Source organism: Hydrocarboniphaga effusa AP103, assembly GCF_000271305.1.
GTDB lineage: Bacteria > Pseudomonadota > Gammaproteobacteria > Nevskiales > Nevskiaceae > Hydrocarboniphaga > Hydrocarboniphaga effusa.
Window position 1 is genome coordinate 155,507 of the sequence record NZ_AKGD01000003.1, and the last position, 23,456, is coordinate 178,962.

Below are 23,456 nucleotides of genomic sequence, written 5' to 3' on the forward strand. Positions count from 1 at the left end.
TTTAGGTACGGTAAAAGACAATCAGTTCAACCGCTGGCTATTCGTCTTTAGCCAAGATCAAAACCGGATGGGGGCAGGTTTGGGTCGAACTGGATTAGTGCTGATCGGCGAACGCGCGTGCTCCGCTACGCTTTTTAAAGCTGCTTTGCATGGAAGAAGCAATTGCGCTCAACATCGCGCAGGAAATGGGCGCTCCTGGTCGTGGATGCTGATACGCGATCTTCGGTTTCGGATGTTGTGGTGTGCGGACGATTCTTGGACCATCTGAAGAGGTCGTTTATGTATTCATACGAGATCGGCTTCGTGCTGTGCCGACGTCCCCCCGCGTTCAGTAGCAGGCGGTTTTGGAATCCGAGGTTAATGTAACGGCCTTTGCGGCCAACTGCTTTGCATAGCTGGCGGGCGTCAGTCCGCCGAGCGCTTTCTTCGGTCGCTCCTCGTTGTACTCACGGACCCAGGCGTTGATCACCGCCTGCGCGTGCGCGAGGCTGACGAACCAGTGCTCGTTGAGGCATTCATCGCGCAGGCGTCCGTTGAAAGATTCGACGTAGGCGTTCTGATTGGGCTTGCCCGGTTCGATCTGTCGCAGCGTGACGCCGTTTCGATGTGCCCAGGTCAGCATGGCCTTGCCGATCAGTTCGCGGCCGTTGTCCGAGCGGATCACCGACGGCTTGCCGCGACGCGCGCAAACTTCGTCGAGCATCCGCGTGAGCTGGTGGCCGCCGATGCTGTGCTGAGCCATCACGGCAACCGCTTCGTGCGTCGCGTCGTCGACGATGACCAGACACTTGAGCGCGCGACCCGATGCGATCCGGTCGAAGATGAAATCGATCGACCAGATCTCGTTCGCCGCGCTGGGACGGATCAGCGGCTGACGGTTCGCTGGCGGTACCTTCTTTCGGCGACGCCGGCGCACATGCAGTTTCTCCAGTGCGTACAGCCGATCCACGCGCTTGTGGTTCACCTGCAGGCCATCCTGCCGCAGCTTCAGGTAGATCATCTCCGCGCCGTAACGCCGATATTTCTGCGCCAGCGCCACGATCTTCCGCCGAAGATCGACGTTGCGGTCCGGCGCTGGCACGTAGCGCAGCGAACTGGCACTCATGCCGATCGCCGTCAGCGCACGTCGCTCTGTCAGTCCCAGCGATTTCATCTCCCACACCGCCTCGCGTCGAGCCGGTGCGGTCATCACTTTTTTCGCAGAACCTCACGGATCACCTCCGTTTCCAGAAGGCTCTCCGCCAGCATCTTCTTCAGTCGCGCGTTCTCGACTTCCAGCGCCTTCAGCCGTTTGGCATCCGACACGTCCATGCCGCCGAACTTGCTCCGCCACAGGTAGTAGCTGGCGTCCGAGAACCCGTGCCGCCGGCACAGCTCCTTGATCGGCACGCCGGCATCCGCTTCCTTCAGAAATCCGATGATCTGCTCTTCGCTGAACCGCTTCTTCACGTCCAATCTCCTTGATGTCAGGGATTGGATTCCAAACCGGGCCGCTACTCAACTACGGGGGGACGTCGGTGCAGATATACATCAAGCAGGGAAAGCGAGTCGGCTTGATCATTCGCCAACTCGGCTACCCGAATAAGAACTCGCTCAAAGGTTGGTATCGAGAGTACCGAGCAGCGTCTTGATCTGCGCGCTGGCTTCGTAAATCGGGCGAAGTAGACGCAGGCGCAGAAGGGACGGGCGGCTAATCATTACTCTAAGAATGGTCCGCTGCCTCGCGCATACGATTCGGGCGCTCGGCTATCCATCGAGGCCATGCTTTCTGCGTGGGTTCAAGCTGGGGGGGCGCGGCAGGCCTAGTACTCTGGATAGAGTTTGCCCGCACGGGTCGGAGAAGGCGTGCGAATGATCGGGGCGTGAATCAACAGGATCTTCGGCTGATCTTTAGGCGGCACGGCGGATGACCTTGCCGCGACGGGGCGCCGGTGCGGCGAGGGTCTCGAGACGCGTATCCGCGATCGGGGTTTGCATCATCATCTGTTGATCCTCTTCGTAGTCGTGGCGAACGGTCCACGGGGCGCTGCGCCCCTGTCGCGGCAGCAGATGATTGGAGCGCTCGATGTAGCCGGCACTGAGCGCATCCAGCACGCTTTCTTCCAGGCAGCTGTTCTCGTCATCGCGCGGAATCACAACGGCCTGCTGGTGCTGCTGCATGTGCTTGAACAGCCGGCACAGATACAGACTCGACATGTCGGCCTTCATCGTCCACGACAAATTCACGTAGCCGAGGATCCACGCGAAGTTCGGCAGATCCTGGAGCAGCACGCCCTTGTAGATCATCTTCTTCGAGACATCGTAGGGCTTGCCGTCGATGCTCAGCTGCATGCCGCCGAACATCTGCAATTCGAGCCCGGTGGCCGTCACCACGATGTCGGCGTCGAGTTGCCGACCCGAGCGTAGTTCGAGTCCCTTGGCGGTGAAGCGCACGATGCCGTCGGTGACGACGTCGGCCTTGCCGGAACGAATCGCCTTGAACAGATCCGCATCGGGCACCGCGCACAAGCGCTGATCCCAGGGATCGTAGCTCGGGTTGAAATCTTCCATGCGGAAGCGATCGCCGATGTGACGCCGGGCTTGCCCGACAAAGAACCACCGCATCGCCTTGGGATAGCGCTGGCAGAGCTTGTAGGTGCTTCTCCAGACGAACAGATTGCGGCGACGCGCAATTGCATAGCAGCGCTCGGCGGGCAGCACTTTGCCGAGCACCTCGGTCATGCGATCCCAACCCGGCAACGAGAAGATATAGGTCGGTGACCGCTGCAACATGGTGACTTGCGCCGCGCTTTTCGCGATCGCGGGAACCACCGTCACCGCAGTGGCGCCGCTGCCGATCACGACTACCTTCTTACCGGCGCAGTCCAGGTCCTTCGGCCAGTGCTGCGGATGCACGATCTGGCCCTGGAAGGCCTGCTCGTTCGCAAAACGAGGGCGATAGCCCTGGTCGTAGCGATAGTAGCCCTGGCCACTGACGATGAATCGCGCGGTCCACTGCCGGGTTTCGCCGCTCAGCTCGTGCGTCGCCGTAATCGTCCACAGCTGGCGCTGGGTATCCCACTCGGCTGCGGTGCAGTGCATGCCGAATTCGATGTGCTCGTCGACGCCGTAGTGACGGGCAGTGTCTTCCACGTAGTTCCGAATGCTGTCGCCGTCGGCCAGCGTGCGGCAGTTGGACCACGGTCGAAACTGAAACCCGTATGTGAACATGTCGGAGTCGGAGCGCACGCCCGGATAGCGAAACAAATCCCAGGTGCCCCCGGCCCGCTGTCGCCGTTCCAGGATCACGAATCGGTGATCTGGCGACTCCACGCTCAAGCGACTCGCCATGCCAATGCCGGACACACCGGCGCCGATGATCACGACGTCAAAAGGCTTTGCCACGTGCTCTCCTCACCTGTTTTAAATGGTTCTTATGAGCCGTCAGGATGCGGTGAAACGCGCGTGTGCTCTTGTCTTCTGGAGACAATAACTTTGTAATTGGAGACATGACGACCTTCGTGCGAGCAGCCGGCATGCGTGGCACCGCCGAATTGCTGCGCGAGCTCGGATTGAGCATGGAGGCGCTGCTGGACGAGGTCGGCATCCCGCGCGCTGCGCTGGCCGATGAAGAGCTGCGAATTTCCTTGCCCGCGATCTGCGTGCTGCTTGAACGCGCCAGCGAACGCAGCGGCTGTGGAGACCTCGGGCTGCGCATCGCCGAGCGCCAGGACATCGGTATCCTCGGACCGCTGGCCATCGCGATGCAGAACGCCTCCACCATCGGCGATGCGATGGCAGTCCTGAGTCGCTATCTGCATTCCCATAGCACCGGCATTCGCATGAGCATCCACGCAGACTCGCCGAAAAAGGGCGACACCAGCCTGCGCCTGAACCTGATTACGCCGAGCTGGATGCCGCGCCGCCAGGTCACCGACCAATGCATGGCCGACCTCTACCATTTCCTCGTGTGGTTGCCGAAAGTCCAACCGCTGAGACTCGACGTGGCGCTCCCGCATCAGCCCATCGCACCGGCAAAGCGCTATCAGCAGGTCTTCGCACGACCGGTGTCCTTCGGTGAGCCACATGCGCAGATTTCGGTCCCCAGCGCGGTTCTCGACAACGAGCTCGTGGGCGGCGAATCGAGCCTGCATCAGCTCAGCCTCGACTATCTGCGGCTGGTCTTTCGCCCCGGAAACCACTCGGTCAGCGAGCAGGTGGCGGACATCCTGCAGCGCGCGCTGTCCAGTACACGCGGTCGACGCGAGGTCGTCGCCAAGCTGCTCGGCCTGCATCCCAGAACGCTGCAACGACGCCTGGAGGCTGAAGATCAGCAGTTCTCCAGGATCCTCGATGCGGTGCGTCGCGAACAGGCCAGTCGCTGGCTGATCGAATCGACGATTCCGCTGGCGCACATCGCTGACATTCTCGGCATGGCCGATCAATCCGTGCTGTATCGATGCTGCGAACGCTGGTTCGGGCGCTCGCCTTCCCAGATCCGGCGGCTCGGACTTCCCGGCTGAGACCACCGGCTCCGCGTCAACTGCGGATCACGACAGCGACATGCCGGCGTCGCGGACCGCACGCAGCAGGGAAGTTCGATTGCCCACCCCGAATTTTTCGAACAAGTGGTGCAAGTACCATTTCACCGTGCCTTGCGAGATGAAACAGCGCTCCGCCAGTTGCGTGTTGCTCAGACCTTCATTGAGCAACGCGATGATTTGTCGCTCGCGCTTGTTGAGTGAAACGGTGGTGCGCGACTCGCGTCCTTTCTCGCCGGTCTGCCGGGTTCGCGCGGAAAGCTTGCGGGCAAGGAAATCGGCCGGGCGACTGCGCGCCGGGTTAGGCAAGGCGAGGAAGCGATCGAGCAAGGCGTGAATGGCGCTGCCTTCATCGACGAATAGACGCGTGTAGCCCTCGACGTGCCCGATCTCGAGCGCTTCACTGAGCGCCGCCATCGCCAGCTTGGGGCGTCCGCTCTGCTCGTCGATGATCGCCTGCAAGGTGAGCGCTTCGCAGAGTCGGGCGGATCGTCCGCGCTGCCGGGACGCCGACAGCGCGAGCGCATTCAAATCGCGAGAGGCAGCCCCATTGCCGTCACCGATCTCGAGCCGCACGCAGAACAGCAGATGCCCGAGGTTGGCTTGGGTCGGCGCCGGCAGGGCCTCGGCGATGGCGCGTGCTTGCGCAGGTGCGCCGCTGCGCAGCAGCAGCAGGCCGCGTTCCGTGCGCAAAGCCAGCGTCAGGCGCGGATAGTGCTGATGCAGACTGATCTGTTCACCTTCGGCCAGGATGTCGAGGGCAGTGCCGATATCGAGCGCGTCCGCGCGTTCGCGCGCAGCAGCCGTGTAGCCCAGCACCAGTGCATCGACGACGCCTTGATCGGCCAAGGCGGGCAAGGCCTCCGACAGAATTTCTCGTAGCCTCGAGACTTCATTGCGCTCGTACCGCAGGAAGGCTTCGATCGAGCGTAGGATCGCGCGCACCGGCCGGAACGTGGGTTGCGAAGCACACTCCTGCAAGCCGCGCTCGACACGCGCCAGCGCGGATCGATAACGACCGGCCTGCAGATCGGTCACGGCGCCGACCACGTGGACCCAGGCCATCGCATAGGTCGATTGCGATTCACCGAACAATTCGGTCGCGTCCCGCAAGGCAAGATGTGCCAGATCGAATCGATCCGTGCACCGCTCGCTGAAGGCCTGCACGGTCTTCGCTACGCCCATCAGGTAGCTGCGGCAGTCGCGGTTCCGATCGATCCATTCGCTCGACAGGGCATTCGCACTCGCAAAATCGTCCTCCAAGGCATGGAGCACGCTGCGGTGTAGCGCGGTCGACAAATTCTCGCCGTCGATACGGTTCAAGCGGGCGCGCGCCGCGGCCGCCTCACGGCGAAAGATCAAAGCCCAGCTCGTGAGATCGTCGATCGCCGCGTCGATTAGTCCGTTGCGGCGTTCCCACCGATCCGAAAGCTTGATCACCGACAGATGTTGGGCATCACGAAAGATCAGTGCAGGGCCGATTTGCACGAGCCGCTCGCGCACGACCGGCGGGGTCGGCCCGAATCCGGATTCGAGCAGCACCTGGGCCGACTCGATGCTCCATCCATGTCGCCAGTACCAATCGCTCGCGGCCTCGACCGCGAGATCTCGGGCGCGTTGGCGATCGGTCGTCAGCATTGTGGCCGCAGCGCTGCGGATCAGCGGATGCAATCCGACCACCGAGCGCTCGCCGTGCTCGAAGTCCTGTATCAATCGCAGTTGTCGGAAATGCCGCAGCGCACTGTCGACCGCCTGGGCGCCGGGTTCGAGAGAGGCCAGCAAGGCAATCGGAGCCCGCCCCAAACAGCACAGCATCCACAGAACGTCGCGCTCGCTTGCGCTGAGCACGGAAATGATCCGCTGATGGATGTAGCAGCGAATCGCGCTGATGCTCGGCACCGCATCGAGCCGGGTGACCTTGGGATCGATCGGAGTCGCTAGTGCGATCTGCGTCAGCACCGGCCAGCCCAGGGTCATTCGAAAAATCCAATCCAGCGAGTTCGCGGACGCATCGTGACCACACACGCGGACGAAGGCATCCGACTCGGCGCGCGTGAAGGCCAGTTGTGGCGCCCCGATCCAGCTCAGGCGACCATCGGCCGCATGTGGATTCAGACCGAGCCGCTCCGACTCCACGGAGGTCGTAATGCAAATCCGTTTGTGCAACGACGCCAGCTGCAGCAGCGCCCGAAAGTAGGCTTGCGATTCCGGGTCGGCATCGGCCAGGCAATGCGCATTGTCCACGACCAGCGAGGAGGGGCCCTGCGTCTCGCCGAAATACGAGGAGATCACGCCGAACAGCTGGCGGCGACCGACCAGCGTTCCGAGCTGTCGCTCGGAGAGCACGCGCGGATCACTGCCAATCCCGCGCCACAGCTGCTGAATGAAAGCCGCAGGTTCGCAGGTGTCGCGTGTCAGGCTGATCCAGCCGACCTGGGCTTGCAGGGATCGCTGGCGCTCGAGCCAGAGCTCGGCGAGCACCGTCTTTCCGAAGCCCGCAGGACCCTCGACGACGAACAACGGCAGCCCGCGGTCGACTCTCAGCAGTCGATCGCGACGCAGCAGGAAGGGGCGGGTGGTGTCGGGCAGTTCACCCAGCAGTTTCCGGGGCGATGAGGTGTCCATGTCGTGGGCCAGTGGCAGTGCCTGCAGGACATCGATCAGCGAACGCCGCTTCAATCCTCATTGAGCGGTCGATTCGGCCCGGCGTTGCCGTTCGGGGCACAGCGCCGGCGCGGATGTCGAAGTGCAGGCAGGATGCAGCGCCCGCCTCGACTCAACTTGTTAATTTGCGCCAACCTCTTGTCAAAACACGCCAGCGACCGGGATACCCCGGGTCGTGCCCCCTCGGAAGGCCGTGTCTGCCGGGGGCGGAATCAGCGCTTACTGGGGATGAAGGACATCGCGCGCTCGGCCAGCGCGGTGATCGTCAGGCTCGGATTCACCCCGAGATTGGCAGCGATCATCGAGCCGTCCACGACATAGAGATTCTGATAATTGAACACGCGGTTCTGCGCATCGATGACGCCATCGCGGGAGGAGCGGCCCATCGCGCAGCCGCCCATGCAATGCGCCGTCATCGGCACATTGAAGAAGATTTCAAAGAAGGAGCTGCCGCCGATTCCGCCGGTCGCCTTGGCGGCCACTTCGGCGAAACGATTGGCTTCCGGAATGAACGTCGGAATGCGATCGCCTTCGCTGACCAGCGTGCGCGAGAACGGCCAGTACCAGCGGCGCCGCAGCTTCATGTTGATGTGGCCATCGATGGTCTGCATACACAGCAGGATGACGGTCTGCATGGCAAAGCCGAATGGCAGCAAGAAACGCAGAGCTTTGAGTGGGTGTCGCAGCAACAGCGAGACCATCGCAACCACCCAGGACAAGGGCCGCGACCAGCCAGGCTTGCCGTGGGTCAGCACGGTAAACAAGCTCCCCATCATGTCGGAGCCGGCCGGGTAGCGAACCGCTTCGACATGCGTGTGTTCGTCGATGTAAATGCCCGAGCCGATCGCGATGCCCTTGGACAGATCGTGCTTGGATCCGGGATAGCGGATCGTCAGGATTGACTCGGCGTTGGTCCGCACCTTGCGGCCGAGCTGGTCCGAAATCTTCGGCAGCGAGCCGTCTTCGCGCAGCCGCAGCAACAGCTCCTGGGTGCCCAGCGACGAGGCCGAAAACACCACGTTGCGCGCGGTGAGACGACGCGCGTCGGCCGCGCGGCCGTAGGTGGGGCGAACGTGCACCGCATAGCCCTCGCTGCCGTCGTTCGACAAACCCAAGGGGTGCACGTCGGTCACGCGCGTTTCGGCGAACACCTGCGCACCGAGCCGCTCGGCTAGGTACAGGTAGTTCTGATCGAGCGTGTTCTTCGCCCCGTGTCGGCAGCCGACCATGCAACCGCCACAGCCCATGCAGGCGCGCCGTTCCGGCCCCTCGCCGCCGAAGTAGGGATCCGGGTGCACGCTGCCTGGCTCGCTGCCGGGAGGGCCGAAGAAGACGCCGACATCGGTCGGATAGAAGGTATCGCCGACCCCGACCACATCCGCCATTTGGCGCAGCCGCAAATCGCCCGGACCGAGCATGGGATTGCGCGTGACCCCAAGCATGCGTTTGGCGGTGTCGTAGTGCGTCGGCATGACGTCGGTCCAACGATCGAGGTCGGCCCACGAGCCTTCCGACCACACGCGATCGGGCGGCACCAGAAGCGTCTGGGCGTAGGTAATCGAGCCGCCGCCTACCGCATTGCCATGCAGGATCATGACGTGCTTGAACAAGCGCAGGCTCAAGAAGCCGCGCAGGCCCGCGAAGGGCGCCCACAGGAAGCGCCGCAGGTTCCAGTTGGTCTTCGGCAGCGTCTCGGACGACCACCGGCTGCCCATCTCCATGACCGCGACGCGATAGCCTTTTTCGCTCAGGCGCAGCGCCGACACGCTCCCGCCGAAGCCGGACCCAATGACCACGAAGTCGAAGTCGAAATCCGCGCCCATCTCGGAATCAGCAGGCGGCAACACGGTCGTCATACCCGTTATCCAACGCAGTGATGGCCTGCCAGTGCGCGAAACAGCGCGGGTGGGCTGTCGCTCGTCGTCAACACGAATCGCGAGCGGCCACTCATCGCATCCTCCGATGCGTTCTTCTCTCTCGGGCCTGGCGGCTGGAAGATGACAAAATCCTCGCGCGCAGGCCACGTTGCCGCACCTATCGATAGTTCGGAATTCAGCACGGCTCCAAAGAGCATCGCAACCGGCTCGGGGTAGTCGCAACCCACACCCCGACACGGACCAGGGCGTTCGATCACCGATCCTACGACGCGAATCGAGTGCGCAGGATTTTCTTGTCGAGTTTGCCGACGCTGGTCTTATCCAAAGCATCGACGATTTGAAATTTCGACGGAATGGCGTAGCGCGAAATCAGCCCCTGCACCACGAAGTTCATCAGAAAATCTCGCAGCTCCGATTCGTTGAGCACACCGGCGGTACGCGGAACGATGAGGGCCACCGGGCGCTCGCCCCACTGCGTATCGGGCACGCCGATCACCGCCACCTCGGAGACGCTGTCATGGCGCGACAGCAGGTCCTCGACTTCGAGCGACGACACCCACTCACCGCCGGTCTTGATGACGTCCTTGATGCGATCCGTGATCTTCAAATAACCGCCGGTCAAAGCTCCGATATCGGCCGTGTGCAGATAGCCCCCTTGCCACAGCGCCTCTGAAGCCGATTCATTGCCGGCGTAGCCTTGCGTTAGCCACGGTGCGCGCACCACGATTTCGCCACCGCTGGTCACATCTTTGAAGCTGTCATCAACGGTACGCAGAGCCACCAACGGAACCGGCGCACCGGCGCGGCAACGCAGCGACAGCTCTTCGGCTTCACGCAATCCATCGTGCCGCGGCCGAATCTGCGCGAGCGTCAGGATCGGGCAGGTTTCCGACATCCCGTACCCGGCGAAGATATCGATGCCCTGCGACACGGCCTTTCCCGCCAAAGCCTCAGACAAGGCCGAGCCGCCGATCACCACCTTCCAGCCGCGAAGATCGACGGAACCGGCCGCAGCGGCGTTGAGCACCATCTGCAGCACGGTCGGCACACAGTGCGAGAAGGTCACGCGCTCTTTCTGAATCGACCTCACCAACGCATCCGGGATGTAACGCCCGGGATAAACCTGCTTCACGCCCATCTGCAAAGCGACGTAAGGCATGCCCCAGGCATGGACGTGAAACATCGGCGTCAGCGGCATGTAGACGTCGCCGGTGTGGAAACGCTGACCGCTCGCCGGACTGGAGATTGCCGCCATCGTGACCAGCGTATGCAAGACCAGTTGCCGATGTGTGAAGAACACGCCCTTCGGCAGGCCAGTGGTGCCGGTGGTGTAGAACGTGGTGGCGACGGTGTTTTCGTCGAAGTCTTCGAACGTGAAGTTTGGGTCGCTGTTCGCCATCAGCACTTCGTAATCGCCTGCCGTATCCGACGGCGCCTGCACGCCATCGTCACTGATCCAGACGATGCGATGCACGCTGTCCAGGCGCCCCCGAATCTCATTCAAGATCGGCGCGAAGTCCGAGTTGACGAGCAGCACCTTCGGACGTGCGTGATTGAGCGTGTAGAGGATCTGATCCGGTGACAAGCGAACATTCACCGTTTGCAGCACGGCGCCCATCATCGGAACGCCATAGAAGCTCTCGAGGTAGCGGTGGCTGTCCCAATCCATCATCGCGACGGTGTCGCCGAACTGGACGCCGAGTTCTTGCAATAGGCTCGCCAGCCGACCCACACGCTCGCGCAATCCACGGTAGGTGTAGCGGACCTGATCGCGATACACGATCACCTGATCCGGCGAATGCACGAGCGGCGCATTCCATAGCTGACGAATCGTCAGAGGAAAGGCGTAGGCGTTTGCGGCTGGCGCGCGGGTGCTCATTAGTCTGGGTGGTCTCGTCGTTGATCTATAGAGTGGCGTCTGCAGGAGCGGGTGATGACGCGCCGCAGCGCGTCTTCAGGCTATAGATGATTGATGGGCGCATCACCAACCGAAAGTTGGGAAGTGATCACGAAGTCTTCGACGCCTTAATGCACTGATCATTTGATAGGTACATTCCCGCACGTTCCCTGCGAAGATAATGTGCCGGATCCTGGCGCGTTCACGAGTGCAGATGCGCTCCCACCGTGGCGCCGGATTCGATCTTATCGTTGGAGAATCGTGTGTTGGAAGCTGAGGCGCAGCAGCTCGTATGTTCGAGCGCGGCATCGTGGATTCAAAGTCGGTTGGGAACGAGCCCCGCGGCCATTCTGGGCGCGCGATTGGCTACCCCAAAGACCGGATCAATGCGATTCGATTGCACCTGCAACGCGCCCATGCGGTCCGATCAACTGCTGGCCTTACTTGAAGCCGTCGGCAGTTACTTCGCGAATATCGAGAGCGGCTTCGAGTATCCCATGCGCATGCTCGAGGTGAAGCTTACGGTTCCCTTGGCCATCGAATCCCTGCGCGGCTCATTCAAAATCGAAGCGAAGAGCTTGTCGAGCGGAACGCAGGACGTTTACGTCGAAATGCAGCTCAAGGACCGCTTGGGCTATGTTTACGCCTCGGCGGTGGCGCGACTTATAAAGCCCGGCACCTATCGGCCGCGATCCTTGCGCCGACACTAGCGCAGCGTCGCGGCGCCGAATTCAGGCGCGTGCGCGATACACGCCCGGACTACAGCCTTCCCGGCTGCGAAATGCCCGCGTGAAATTGGACGTATCGTTGAAGCCGAGTGAATACGCGATCTCGGTGACGCTCATGTCGGTCGTCGCCAGACGCTCGCAGGCGAGTTCGTGATTCACACGGCCGGCGATTTCTCGAAAGCTAGTCCCCTCACGCTCCAGATAGCGATTGAGGCTCCGTGCTGACATGTTGAGCATGCCGGCGATTTCGGGCAGCGTCGGCAAGCCATCGCCGACTTCGCGCAGCGTCATCGCGATCCATTCGCCAAACTGACGCACACCTACGACCTGATCAACGAGGGCACGACAACGCTCGTCGGCGACCTTGAACGAATTGGGATCGAACATCATCAGCGGATGGGCCGTCAGGCTGGCGGCGAAGCGCAGGCGCGTGCCGAATCCCCATTCGGAACCAAAGCTCGTGCGAACATCTTTGAGCTCCGAATATCGCGCGACATGCGGTGGCGGCAGCATCGAAATCTGCAGTCGGCACGGCGGTCGCGCACCCGCAAACATTTCGTGCAGATTGCGCAGCGCCGCCGAGCCGATCAGCTCGAGGTGAAACAGCAGGCATTCGTGGCCCATCGCCGTGGTCGGCGTGAAATGCAACTCCGCGTGTTCCGGCGTCAAGGTGTCCCGCAACTGGAATGTCGGCATCACGAGTCGGAAGTAGCGCGATACAAATCGAATCGCCTGGCCGACATTCGCACAACTCAGCATCCCGAATCCGACGATGCTGTGCGCACTGACCGACAACAGCTTGCCGAGTTCAAGACCCAAATCGGTACGCCCACTTTCCTTCAGCGCAGCACTGACCAATCGCTCGACGGTCGAGAACGGCAACAAAGCATCGGGTTCCTGCAGTTTTTCCGGCGAAAGCCCAACGCTCGATGCAATGCTCAGTATGTCGACGCCTTGCGGCCGCAACACTTCATCGAGTCGCAAGTAATAGCGCGCCGGTACGCGAACGTCTTTTGATTTGGCCATCGGCTTCTCCTCCGTGACTGGCGCATTATGACCATAGGTTGGCTGAATTTGACAAGAGCGAAATAGGGCATGTCGGTAGTATGTGCACGCTGCTAAGCCTTACTAGAGAGAGAGGAGAATTCAAATGGATGGCATTGCTCGCATGCCGACCAACAACACGTGGGTTGACGGTAAACGCTACTGGTGGTTACTGAGCCCCGCATTGCCGCTGATTGCATTGGGGTCAGTCTTTGCTTCGCTCTACGGCGCTCCGGCCTGGACGCTGTGGATTTTGCCGGTCGTTTTCTACTGTGGCGTTCCGTTGTTCGATTGGCTGATTTCGGAAGACCGCGTCAACGCGCCGGAATCGGCGGTGGCCGGACTCGATCAGGATCGCTACTACCGTCGGATCGTTTATCTCTACATTCCGACGCAGTACGTGATCACGATTCTGGGTGCCTGGTACGCCGTTCAAGGCACGCTGGACATCTGGGGGCTCGCCGGCCTGACCATCACGGTGGGCATGATCAACGGCGTGGGCATCAACACCGCACACGAGCTGGGTCACAAGACCAATTCGCTCGAGCGTTGGTTGGCGCGCATCACGCTGGCGCCGGTGGCCTACGGCCATTTCTTCATTGAGCACAACAAGGGTCATCACAAGAACGTTGCAACGCCGGAAGATCCCGCGAGTTCGCGAATGGGCGAGTCGTTCTGGACGTTTTTGCCGCGATCGGTGATCGGCAGTGCCCGCTCGGCCTGGCACATCGAGGCCGAACGTCTCAAGCGTATCGACCGTCCGGCCTGGTCGATGAAGAACGAAAACCTGCAGTCTTGGGCGATGACGGTAGTAATGTTCGCCGCGCTCACCGCGTGGCTCGGTTGGGGCGCTCTGTTGTTCCTCGTCGTGCAAGCCATCTACGGCTTCTGCCTGCTCGAAGTCGTGAATTATCTCGAGCATTACAGCCTGGCACGAAAGAAGGACGCCAATGGACGCTACGAGCGGTGCCAGCCGCGTCACTCGTGGAACAGCAACCACGTCGTCACCAATCTGCTGTTGTATCAGCTGCAGCGTCATTCGGATCACCACGCCAACCCGACGCGCCGCTATCAAGCGCTGCGTCACTTCGAAGATAGCCCGCAGCTGCCATCAGGTTACGCCGGCATGATCCTCGTGGCCTACTTTCCGCCGCTGTGGTTCAAGCTCATGAATCCTCGCGTCGTCGCGCATCACGGCGGTGATTTGCTCAAGGCAAATCTGCATCCGCGAGCCCGCGAACGCTTGCTCAAGCGCTACATGCCGAACTACGTGCCGGAACGCGAAATGGGGACCGTCAAGAAGGCTGAAAAGCCGACCGCTGAACAAGCCAAGCCGGTGAGCGCGACGGATCGCTACGAGTGCCCGAATTGCCAGTACATCTACGTGGAATCCGTCGGTTGCCCGGCTGAGGGCTATCCAGCAGGCACCACTTGGGCTTCGCTGCCAGCGGACTGGCCTTGCCCTCAGTGTGCGGTGCGCGAGAAGCCCGACTTCAAGCCGGTTCCGGCACAGCAGTAACTCGCGGCACACCGCAGCAGTACCTAGAAAAGTAGAAAAAGCAGCCCACGCCGACAGCCTGTCGGCGTAGGGAGCGTGCGGCTCGCGTTCGCAGCGCGAAGTCCAACAAGTAAGCCGGCGCAAGCACCGGCGTTTCATGCGAGGGAGGAAACTATGGTGATGCAGACGGCGCCTCGCGCGCTCAAGCGGTTCGCGTCAATCGTGGCGTTCGGCATGCTCGGGGGGCTGAGTAGTGTCGATGCCGCATCGTTCAACGTTCCGGTGTTGGGCGAGAACATCAACGTCAATACAAACTCGACCGTGATCGTCGGTGCGGCGATTCGTTCGGAACCCCGCGCTGATAGCGCCATCGGCAAGAACAATCTCAACCCGGAAGTCTGCGGGCGCACCAACGAGAACGTCAGCTACTACCAGGCCTGCCAAGGTCTGTTCACCGAACAATACTTCGCAGCGCAGCATCTGGCGGAAGCGCCAGGATCGTTCAGCACCAACTTCGATCACGGCAACCTCAACTACGATCAGTGGGACTTCACCCAGGCTGCCGTTCGCTTCAATGGCGACCTCACCGCCACCTGGAAGGACTGGTCGTTCTTCGGAAAGATCATCGCGATCTACGATCCGGTGAACTACGACTTTCAGGAGACGTATCCGAACCTGATCACCAAGGACAACTACCAGCAGGTCGGCTATCGCACCCTGCCCGGCAGTATTGCGCTGCCGGTGCTCGGCGCACGTACGGACTCGGTGCCCTGCCCGGCGAACCGCAATCCGCTCGGCCTGCCGTGCGGCATCGTCTACGGCCCCGGCGGCCGCGTGAAGCAGAAGCGCACCGACTCGAAAACGCTCGAAGAAATCGGTCTGGGCGTACAGCTGCTCGACTTCAACATCTCCGGCAACATTGAGCTTCCCTACGATCAGGATTTGCAGATTCGTGTCGGTCGCCAACAAGTGATCTGGGGTGAATCGACGGTCGAGTTCTTCGACTCGATCAACGTGCTAAATCCGCCGAACCTCAACAACTTCTTCCGCATCGGAGGCAACGGTCTCGACGATTTCTATCAGCCCGTCAATGCGATTTCGTTCGGCATCACGCCGGTCGATGGCATTAACTTCTCGGGTTGGTATGCTCTCGAATTCCGTCCGGTCGAATTACCGGCCGAGGGCGGCTTCTACTCGCCGGTGAACCTGGGCACCGAGAACGAAGGCCCGGACTACATCACTGTCGGCTTCGGTAATCTGACACCTGATCCGGATAACGTCGGTCGTCTGATCGACAATCCGCTGACGCTGATCACCAACACCGGCACGCGCGCTCAACGGCTGCGTGACGACAACCCGAAGAACATCGATAACAACTTCGGCTTGAAGTTCGCATACGCCGCCGACTGGCTCAACAACGGCACCAATTTCGGCTTCTACTTCGCGAACTACACCTCGCGCATTCCGATCGTCAGCATCTACTCGACGGAAGAGTCCTGTGCCAAGCACGCGACCAACACGGTCGAGTTCCTGGCGATGTGCCCGGACATCCCGTTCCTGCATTTGCCGGCGAACGATCCGGCAGGCGCGACGGACAGCGCACTGTCGCTCGATGGCATCAAGGCGCAGCTCGAATATCCGCGCAATATCAAGATGTATGGCATCAGCTTCAACACGAGTTTTGGCGATGTCTCGGTGCAGGGCGAAGCCGCCTTCCGTCCGAACGAGCCCTTGCAAGTCGATGTCGTGGATTTGGTATTCGCTGGTCTTGGTCCGTCGATGACGAACTGCCACATTGCCCCGGGCTGCTCGGGTAGCACTGTGGGTTCCGGCACGCAGGCCGATGGCACCACCGGCATCTACGGACCCAGCGATTATCAAACGGCGGACGGCGCTGGCGCCTACAACGACACCTTCGATCTGATCGTCGGAAATCTTCCGGGCTCGGGCCGCTCGTTCCCGAACTTCATCATTCCGTATCGCGGCGGCGTGATCGGCACCAATCCGGCGAACTCCTACATTCGCGGCTGGGAACGCTTCCAGACGCTGTCGCTGGACTTCGGCGCGACCTACGTCGAAGGCAACACCGACTTCACGCCACGATTGCTCGGCGCCGACCAAGTCATCTGGCTACCGGAAGTGGGCTTCCGCGGCATTCTCGATCTGCCGCCGCTCGATCAGCTGGCGCTAGCCGTTCCAGGTACGACGACGAGCCCCACCGCCGGTGCGGACGGCTCAGGTGCGGACGGCTCGCGTCAGGCGTGCTCGACCAATGTGGCCTGCCAGTACGGACCGGATGGTCTGCGCTTCAACCCGCATCAAGCCAACCTCGATCTGTATCCGACCAAGTGGTCGGGCGGCATCGGCTTGGTGCTGCTGATGCGTTGGGAGAGCGTGGCGCCGGGCATCAGTATCAACCCGACTTTCATTTTCAAGCATGACGTCTTCGGTCATTCCCCGGGCTATCTCTCGAACTACGTCGAGGGTCGCACCTTGTGGGACACCAACATCGAAATCCGCTATCGCGAAAAGACGTCGTTGAACATTGGTTACCAAATGTGGGCCGGTGGTGGTGCTGCCAACCTGTTCCGCGACCGCGACACGATCAAGGTGTTTGCGAAGTATTCGTTCTAACTAGAGTCAGCACAGAGGAGCTCAATCATGAAGTCCAATCGTCTGTTGTTCGAAGTTTTGCTAGGGGCGAGCGCGCTCGCCCTCACTTTCAACGCTCACGCAAAAGCGCCAGCCGATCAAGTGGCCAAGCTGGGTAAGGAATTGACGCCCGTCGGTGCCGAGGCCGGCCCGAGTGCCGATGGTCTGGTTCCGAAATGGACGCCTGTCAAGCAGCAGGGAAAGCTGTCGGGTGAATTCGCTTCCGATCCGACGATCGAAGCCGAAAAACCGCAGTTCACCATCACCGCAGCGGAGCTCGCCAAGTACGGCGACAAGCTCAGCGAAGGTCACAAGTACCTGCTCAAGACGTTCAAGACCTACAAGATGCAGGTGTATCCGAGCCATCGTAACGTCGCTTGGCCGGACTTCATCTACAAGTCCACGGCCGAGAACGCCGCGAACTGTACGCTCGAAGGCACCGACAACCCCGACAACTGCAAACAGGGCTTCCCGTATCCGATTCCGCAGAACGGCGCTGAAGTCATCTGGAATCACCGACTGAAGTGGCGCGGAGACTCCGTGCGTCGCCAGAACGACCAGATGATCGTCGAGGCCGACGGACGCTTCCAGCTCGCACAGCTCGTCGAAGACGTGAAGTTCCTTTATGCCAATGAGAAGGACCCGGTGCCGTTGACGCAAGGCAAGGGCCTGTTCCTGTACTACCTCTCGAAGATCATCGCGCCGACGCGTACCGCTGGCACCATGATTCTGGTGAACGAAAGTGCAGGTACTGGCGCGACTGGTCGCGCCGCGTGGCTCTACGCACCAGCGCTCAAGCGCATTCGCCGTGCTCCGGCGGTTTGCTGCGACAACCCGTACGAAGGCACCGACGGTCAGCAGTTCTATGACCAGGTCGATATGTTCAATGGCGTGCTTGAGCGCTACACCTGGAAGCTGGTCGGCAAGCGCGAAATGATCGTGCCGTACAACAACTTCAAGGCCTCCCGCACCAAGTACGCGGAACTCGCCAAGCCGAACCATCTGAACACCGACGTGCCGCGTTACGAGTATCACCGCGTCTGGGTGGTCGAAGCTACGCTGCGTCCTGGCGAGCGTCACACCTACGCCAAGCGCGTGTTCTACATCGATGAAGATTCCTGGAGCGTGTTGATGGTCGACTGCTACGACGGCCAAGGCAAGCTGTACAACTTCCAGGAAGGTATGGCGGCACCGCAGGCCAACGTGCTCACGCACTTTACGGTTCCGGAAATCATCTATCACTTCGATTCCGGTCGTTACTTCGTAACGGCCCTGCAGGCCGAAGGTGCGCCGAACGACTACAGCGTGCGTTACCCCGAAGGCTTCTTCTCGGATAACGCTGTTCAGCAGCGCGCCTCGAAGTAAGAGCTCCCTCGAGATGGCTACGGGCTGACCTCTGTCAGCCCGTAGCACCTATCTGGAATCGCCCATGCACAGTGACTCCCGCGGCTGGTTCTCGACGTTATTCGTCAAGATCACCGAGCCTCTGATTTTCTCGAAGCGCCCCCTCACGCTCACCGTGATCGCGCTCATGACCCTGCTTCTGGGCCATCAGGCGTCGCAGCTCCAGCTGGACTCCGGCTATGAGAAGCAGTTGCCCAAAGATCATCCCTACATTCAAGTCCTGAAAGAGCATCAGCAGCAGTTCGGCGGCGGTAACTCCGTCCTGCTGGCCGTCTCACAGAAAGATCCCGCCAAGACGGTCTATGACGGATCGTTCCTCGACACCCTCAAGTCAGCGACCGACGCCGTGTTCTTCCTTCCGGGCGTCGACCGGACTCGTGTGAGCTCGCTGTTTACCCCCAACACCCGCTTCCTCGAAGTCGTCGAAGGCGGCTTCCGCGGCGGCAATGTCATCCCATCGGGATTCACGCCCTCCGGAGAATCGCTCGCGATCGTTCGCGACAATGTCGCCAAGGCGAGCATCGTGGGCCGCCTGGTGTCCAACGATCAGCGCTCTGCGATGGTCGTCGCCGAACTCGTCGACATCAACCCGCGAACCCAGGAGCAGTTGGACTACATCAAGACCGCGCACTTGTTCGAAGACATTCGTTCGCGCTTCACACGCGATACTCTTTATGAGCTCAGTCTCAAAGAAGATCATCCGCCGTTGAAGGCAGGCACGATCATCGCGCGCACTTACGAAGATCCTCGCGGGCTTCTGTTCCGCTTCAAACCGGTGGCCGGTTCGGCGACTGCAGACGATGGGGAAACCGTTGAAGGCCGTTACTTCGGCAGTTCGCTCGACGTCGCGTCCAAACCCAATCCCGACTACAACGCCAATGTCGATGTGCAGATCATCGGCTTTGCGAAGGTCATCGGCGACGTGGCGGATGCCTCGTTCGAAGTGGTGGGTTTCTTCGGTTTGACGGTCTTCCTGGTTTGGCTCGTGCTGAGCTGGTACATGGGCTCGTTCATCATCGCCCTGTATCCGCTGTCCTGCGGTCTGCTTGCCGTCATCTGGGAGCTCGGCATCCTGCACCTAGCCGGCTACGGGCTCGATCCCTTCGCGATTCTGGTCCCGTTCCTGGTACTGGCGATCAGCGTTTCGCACGGCATTCAGATCACCAGCTTCTGGCTGCTCGAAGTCGCCGACCATGGCCTGTCGAGCTTCGATGCCTCGCGGGCGACGTATCGCCGACTCGTCATTCCGGGCATCACCGCCCTGATCACCAACATCATCGGCTTCGGCACGATTCTGCTTATCCCGATCGGCATCGTGCAGGAAATGGCGATCAACGCCATGTTCGGTTTGGTCGCTGTGGTGGTGTGCAAGAAGATTCTACTGCCGTGTCTGCTGTCCTACGCCAAGATCGGCAACCCGGAGCGCTTCCGTCGCTATCAGAACGACCGCGATCGCAAGCTAAAGCCGGTGTGGTGGCACCTGTCGGTGCTGACGCTCAAGCCAGCGGCCGTCACCGTGCTGTTGCTGGCAGCAACCACTTGGGCCGGTGCCTGGTGGATTGCCCGCGATCTGCAGATCGGCGAGCTGCACGAAGGCGTGCCGGCACTGCGCCCCGACTCGCGCTACAACACCGACTCGGCCTTCATCGCCGCCAATTATTCGATCGGTGTCGACATCCTGCAGGTCTACGGCCGCACTCAGAAGGACGGCTGCATCGACTACGACGTGATGAATCGCATCAACCGCTTCGGTTGGTTCCTTCAGAACACGCCGGGCGTCGTATCGACCGCCTCGATGGCCCAGCTCGATCAAGTCGTCTGGGGCAAGTACAACGAAAGCAATCCGCGATGGACGCAGCTACCGCGATCACCTGATGGCCTGGTGCTGGCGGGTCAGCAATTCACCACATCGACGGGTTTGCTCAACGAAGACTGTAGTGTGATGCCGACGTATGTCTTCACCAAGGATCACCGCGCGACCACGATCGATGGCGTGATTGCGGCGATCAACCGCTTCAACGCTGATGCCAAGCCCGACGATCCCGTGCGGTTCGAGCTAGCGGGCGGCAATGTCGGCGTGCTCGCGGCGACCAACGACGTCATCAAGAAAACCGAGTTCACGGTGCTGTTCTGGCTTTACTTGGCGATCATCGTGTGCGTGGCTGCCTCCTTCCGTGGCTTGGCGGGCGTGATCTGTGTGGTCGTGCCCCTGGCGGCTGTGTCCGTGTTCACTTACGCGATCATGGTCTTCCTCGGCATCGGTCAAACTGTCGCGACGCTACCCGTAGCGGCCTTTGCGGCAGGTATCGGCGTCGACTACGGTATCTACATCTACTCCGTGCTCGAGGAGAACGTGCAGTCGAAGGGCATGTCGATGCGCGAGGCTTACGCCGACACGCTGCATCAGACCGGCAAGGCGGTGGTAGTGACCGCGCTGGCGCTGTCGGCGAGCGTCGCGACCTGGATGTTGTCTGGCCTGCAGTTCCAGATCGACATGGGCATCCTGCTGACGATCATGTTTCTCGCCAATGCCGCGGCGGCCCTGCTGATGCTGCCGGCGTTCTCGACGTTCCTCATCAAGCGCAGCACGCCCAAGTCGACGGAGGTCTACGCCTCATGAAACGCATTCTTTTGGTCAGTCTGATTGCCTTGCCGGCATTGTCTTCGACCTACGCTTGGGGAGTCGAGAGTGCGGCACAGCCTCCGAAGGGGGCGGGGGTTGTGCCGGCACTTCAGGTGGCGCACGCCGAACGCGGCCTGCTGCTGGACGTGGCTCAAGCGGGCAATCATGTCATCGCCATCGGCGGGTTCGGCTCGATCCTGCAGTCAACCGACGGCGCCAACTGGAAGCAAATCAACAGCCCAGTGGATGTAGCGCTGACCTCAATTCGCTTCGCCGACGAGCGCAATGGCTGGGCTGTCGGTCACGACGCCGTCATCCTGCATACCACGGATGGTGGAGCCACCTGGAAGCTCCAGAGCCGCGAGCCCGATCTGTACTCGCCCCTGTTCTCGATTGAGGTGATCAACAGCAACCAGGCCATCGCAGTCGGTGCGTTCGGCACAATCAAGCAAACGCAAGATGCAGGCGCCACCTGGACCGATGTAATGGCACCCGCGATCTCGGACGACAAGCTGCATCTCAACGCGATCACCAAGCTCAACGGTGGCAGCTTCGCGGTGGCCGGTGAGCGCGGGCTGCTGGGTTGGTCGGCCGACGGCGTCGCATGGAAGCGCGTCGAAAGCCCCTATGAAGGCTCGTTCTTCGGAATCGTTCCGTGGGGAGACAAGGGCGCGATCGCATATGGCATGCGCGGAAACGTCTACGTCGCGACCGATGCATCGACGGGGCCGTGGAAGAAGATCGAAACCGGCACCACGTCCAGCTTCTTCGGCAGCCAGCTGCTGCCGACCGGTGCCTTGATGCTAATGGGCAGCGACGGCCATGTTGCGATTCTGTCCAAGGACCTGAGCGTGTCGCGCTGGCCCGCGAAGACTGAAAAGTCGCCGAGCGGAACTGTCACCGGCGGTACGGTGTTGGCGGGCAAGGTCGTGTTGGTGGGCGACGTCGGCGCCTACAGCGCGACCTTGCGCTGAGCGGCGCCAGATGCATCTGACGGCTGATTCCATGCCTACGCGGAATCAGCCGTCGTATCCGTTTTCATCGTGGGATGTGCAGGTTCATTAGAGGAGACATCATGGCCATTCAAGAACTCGATTCAACCGAAGCCAAAGCCGTGTCGGGCGGCTTGATCCCGGTGGTCGATGGTTTGCTGAACTCGCTGACACCATTGCTGCAAACCCCGCTGGTCAACGGCCTCATCAACACCGGGATGGGCATGCTGAGCGGCCTCGTCAAAACGCTCTACAGCGGGTTGATTGTCAAACTCAAACGCAACTGAGATCACGCCCGCTGTTGACGCTCGCGGCGCGGGTCGGAAAGCCCGCCGCGAGTCCTGCCAGTCGCTGCAGATTGGCCGCCGATATAAACGCCAATGACGAGCTCCTCCTTGTCGTGGTCGGCGGTTCCTTTTTTCTGCCTGGACTGCATGGGATCATGCGGCGATCCTGAAAGATCGCCAGGAGCGGGAATAGTCGTATGGCCCTATACCGCAAGGCGGCGCTGGAGGCTCAGGCCGCGAACCCATACGGCAAGGTTCTGCTGACGCAACCCGCGTCGATGCTCTTTCCGACACTGTGCTGCGTCGTGTTCGCTGCTGCGTTAATTGCGTTTCTGGCCTTTGGTAGTTTCACGCGACATCAAACCGCACGAGGCCATCTGGAGCCTGCTTCCGGGCTCGCGAAAGTGTTCTCGCCTCATGCGGGCCTGGTCGTCGAACAGCGCGTGCAGGAAGGCCAATCCGTTGCCAAAGGCGACGTGCTGTTCGTTGTGTCCAGCGACTACGCCCCGGGCACCAACGGCTTCAAACCGCCGCGCAACGGTACTGACTACAGCGTGTCGAAAGTAGCCGAGCTGCGCGGTCAGCGGGTGCTGCTGGATGAGCAGATCGCGAGTCAACGAGCAAGGCTGAGCTTGAGCCGCCAATCCGTCGATACCTATCGCGACCTGCTACGTAAACACTATGTGTCGGCCGAGCAGTTGCAGGCGAAGCAGGCCGATCTGCTTGAGCAGGAAGGCCGGCTCAAGGCCCTGGATCGGGAGCGCTTGGCCTTGTCCCGCGCGCTCGCCGAGCAGTTCGTCTCCATCACCGCCACACAATCCGGAACCGTCACGGCCTTGTCGGTGGCGAACGGCCAGCACGTAGACCCGGCGCGACCGTTGCTCAGCATCGTGCCGCAGGACTCGCCCCTGCAGGTCAGTCTCTACGCGCCGAGTCGTGCGGTGGGCTTTGTGGCTGCCGGCGACGGCGTTCTGCTGCGCTTCGATGCCTACCCGTATCAGAAATTCGGACAGTACGGCGGCGTGGTGTCCTGGGTCTCCCGTACCGCGTTGTCGCCGCGCGAGATCGGCGCCTTGGGCGTCAGCCCGGAGTCGGTCGAACCGCTCTACGAGATTCGGGTGCAGCCCGACGCGCAGACCGTTCGAGCCTATGGCGCAACACACCCGTTGCAACCGGGCATGGCGGTGGAAGCCGACATCCGCATCGAGCGACGCCGCCTCTACGAGTGGATCCTGGATCCGCTCTACGCGCTGACGCGCAGTACCTGACG

General features: G+C 61.2%; 15 protein-coding genes. 9 read left to right on the plus strand and 6 right to left on the minus strand.

The genetic code is table 11. From position 1 onward, the window contains the following. Positions 1-328: 328 nt before the first annotated feature. A protein-coding gene (locus WQQ_RS17225; protein ID WP_157534484.1) for an IS3 family transposase occupies positions 329-1,449 on the minus strand; the annotation gives its coding sequence in 2 pieces (ribosomal slippage) (positions 329-1,191 and positions 1,191-1,449; 1,122 coding nt in all). A 441-nt stretch (positions 1,450-1,890) separates the two neighbouring features. After that, entirely contained in the window at positions 1,891-3,384 is a 1,494-nt protein-coding gene (locus WQQ_RS17235; RefSeq protein ID WP_007186513.1) for a flavin-containing monooxygenase, read from the minus strand. 104 nt (positions 3,385-3,488) lie between these two features. Here WQQ_RS17235 and WQQ_RS17240 point away from each other — a divergent pair, with 104 nt between their 5' ends. Further along, entirely contained in the window at positions 3,489-4,502 is a 1,014-nt protein-coding gene (locus tag WQQ_RS17240) for an AraC family transcriptional regulator (RefSeq protein ID WP_007186514.1), read from the plus strand. A 27-nt stretch (positions 4,503-4,529) separates the two neighbouring features. On the opposite strand, the gene WQQ_RS17245 is transcribed toward WQQ_RS17240, so the two are convergent. The 3 genes from WQQ_RS17245 to WQQ_RS17255 form a co-directional block, all read right to left on the minus strand. Further along, positions 4,530-7,145, minus strand: a complete 2,616-nt coding sequence (locus tag WQQ_RS17245; RefSeq protein WP_192812993.1) for a LuxR C-terminal-related transcriptional regulator — start codon at positions 7,143-7,145, stop codon at positions 4,530-4,532. A 251-nt stretch (positions 7,146-7,396) separates the two neighbouring features. Further along, a complete protein-coding gene (gene choxAB, locus WQQ_RS17250; RefSeq protein WP_007186516.1) occupies positions 7,397-9,040 on the minus strand; it encodes a cholesterol oxidase in 1,644 nt (547 codons plus the stop codon). Between the two features lie 283 nt (positions 9,041-9,323). Next, positions 9,324-10,940, minus strand: a complete 1,617-nt coding sequence (locus tag WQQ_RS17255) for a fatty acid--CoA ligase (RefSeq protein WP_040454786.1) — start codon at positions 10,938-10,940, stop codon at positions 9,324-9,326. Positions 10,941-11,344: 404 nt separating this feature from the next. On the opposite strand from WQQ_RS17255, the gene WQQ_RS17260 reads away from it, so the two are divergent. After that, positions 11,345-11,668: a hypothetical protein gene (locus WQQ_RS17260; protein WP_157534757.1), complete on the plus strand. Its 324-nt coding sequence runs from the start codon at positions 11,345-11,347 to the stop codon at positions 11,666-11,668. A 21-nt stretch (positions 11,669-11,689) separates the two neighbouring features. On the opposite strand, the gene WQQ_RS17265 is transcribed toward WQQ_RS17260, so the two are convergent. After that, entirely contained in the window at positions 11,690-12,712 is a 1,023-nt protein-coding gene (locus WQQ_RS17265; protein WP_007186519.1) for an AraC family transcriptional regulator, read from the minus strand. A 124-nt stretch (positions 12,713-12,836) separates the two neighbouring features. Here WQQ_RS17265 and WQQ_RS17270 point away from each other — a divergent pair, with 124 nt between their 5' ends. From WQQ_RS17270 to WQQ_RS17300, 7 genes are all read left to right on the plus strand, one after another. After that, positions 12,837-14,249 carry a fatty acid desaturase gene (locus WQQ_RS17270; protein ID WP_007186520.1) on the plus strand — a complete coding sequence of 471 codons (1,413 nt, stop codon included), beginning with the start codon at positions 12,837-12,839 and terminating at the stop codon, positions 14,247-14,249. A 159-nt stretch (positions 14,250-14,408) separates the two neighbouring features. Continuing rightward, on the plus strand, positions 14,409-16,862 hold the full coding sequence (locus tag WQQ_RS17275) for a DUF1302 domain-containing protein (protein WP_157534758.1): 2,454 nt from the start codon (positions 14,409-14,411) through the stop codon (positions 16,860-16,862). A 27-nt stretch (positions 16,863-16,889) separates the two neighbouring features. Further along, positions 16,890-18,245: a DUF1329 domain-containing protein gene (locus WQQ_RS17280; RefSeq protein WP_007186522.1), complete on the plus strand. Its 1,356-nt coding sequence runs from the start codon at positions 16,890-16,892 to the stop codon at positions 18,243-18,245. 64 nt (positions 18,246-18,309) lie between these two features. Then, positions 18,310-20,904, plus strand: coding sequence for an efflux RND transporter permease subunit (locus WQQ_RS17285; protein WP_007186523.1), 2,595 nt, complete (start codon positions 18,310-18,312; stop codon positions 20,902-20,904). Then, positions 20,901-21,881 carry a WD40/YVTN/BNR-like repeat-containing protein gene (locus tag WQQ_RS17290; RefSeq protein ID WP_083844629.1) on the plus strand — a complete coding sequence of 327 codons (981 nt, stop codon included), beginning with the start codon at positions 20,901-20,903 and terminating at the stop codon, positions 21,879-21,881. Before WQQ_RS17285 ends, WQQ_RS17290 begins: the two co-directional genes overlap by 4 nt. Before the next feature lie 101 nt (positions 21,882-21,982). Beyond that, positions 21,983-22,186: a hypothetical protein gene (locus WQQ_RS17295; protein ID WP_007186525.1), complete on the plus strand. Its 204-nt coding sequence runs from the start codon at positions 21,983-21,985 to the stop codon at positions 22,184-22,186. A gap of 197 nt (positions 22,187-22,383) precedes the next feature. Then, positions 22,384-23,454 carry an HlyD family secretion protein gene (locus tag WQQ_RS17300; protein ID WP_007186527.1) on the plus strand — a complete coding sequence of 357 codons (1,071 nt, stop codon included), beginning with the start codon at positions 22,384-22,386 and terminating at the stop codon, positions 23,452-23,454. The last annotated feature ends 2 nt before the right edge of the window (positions 23,455-23,456 follow it).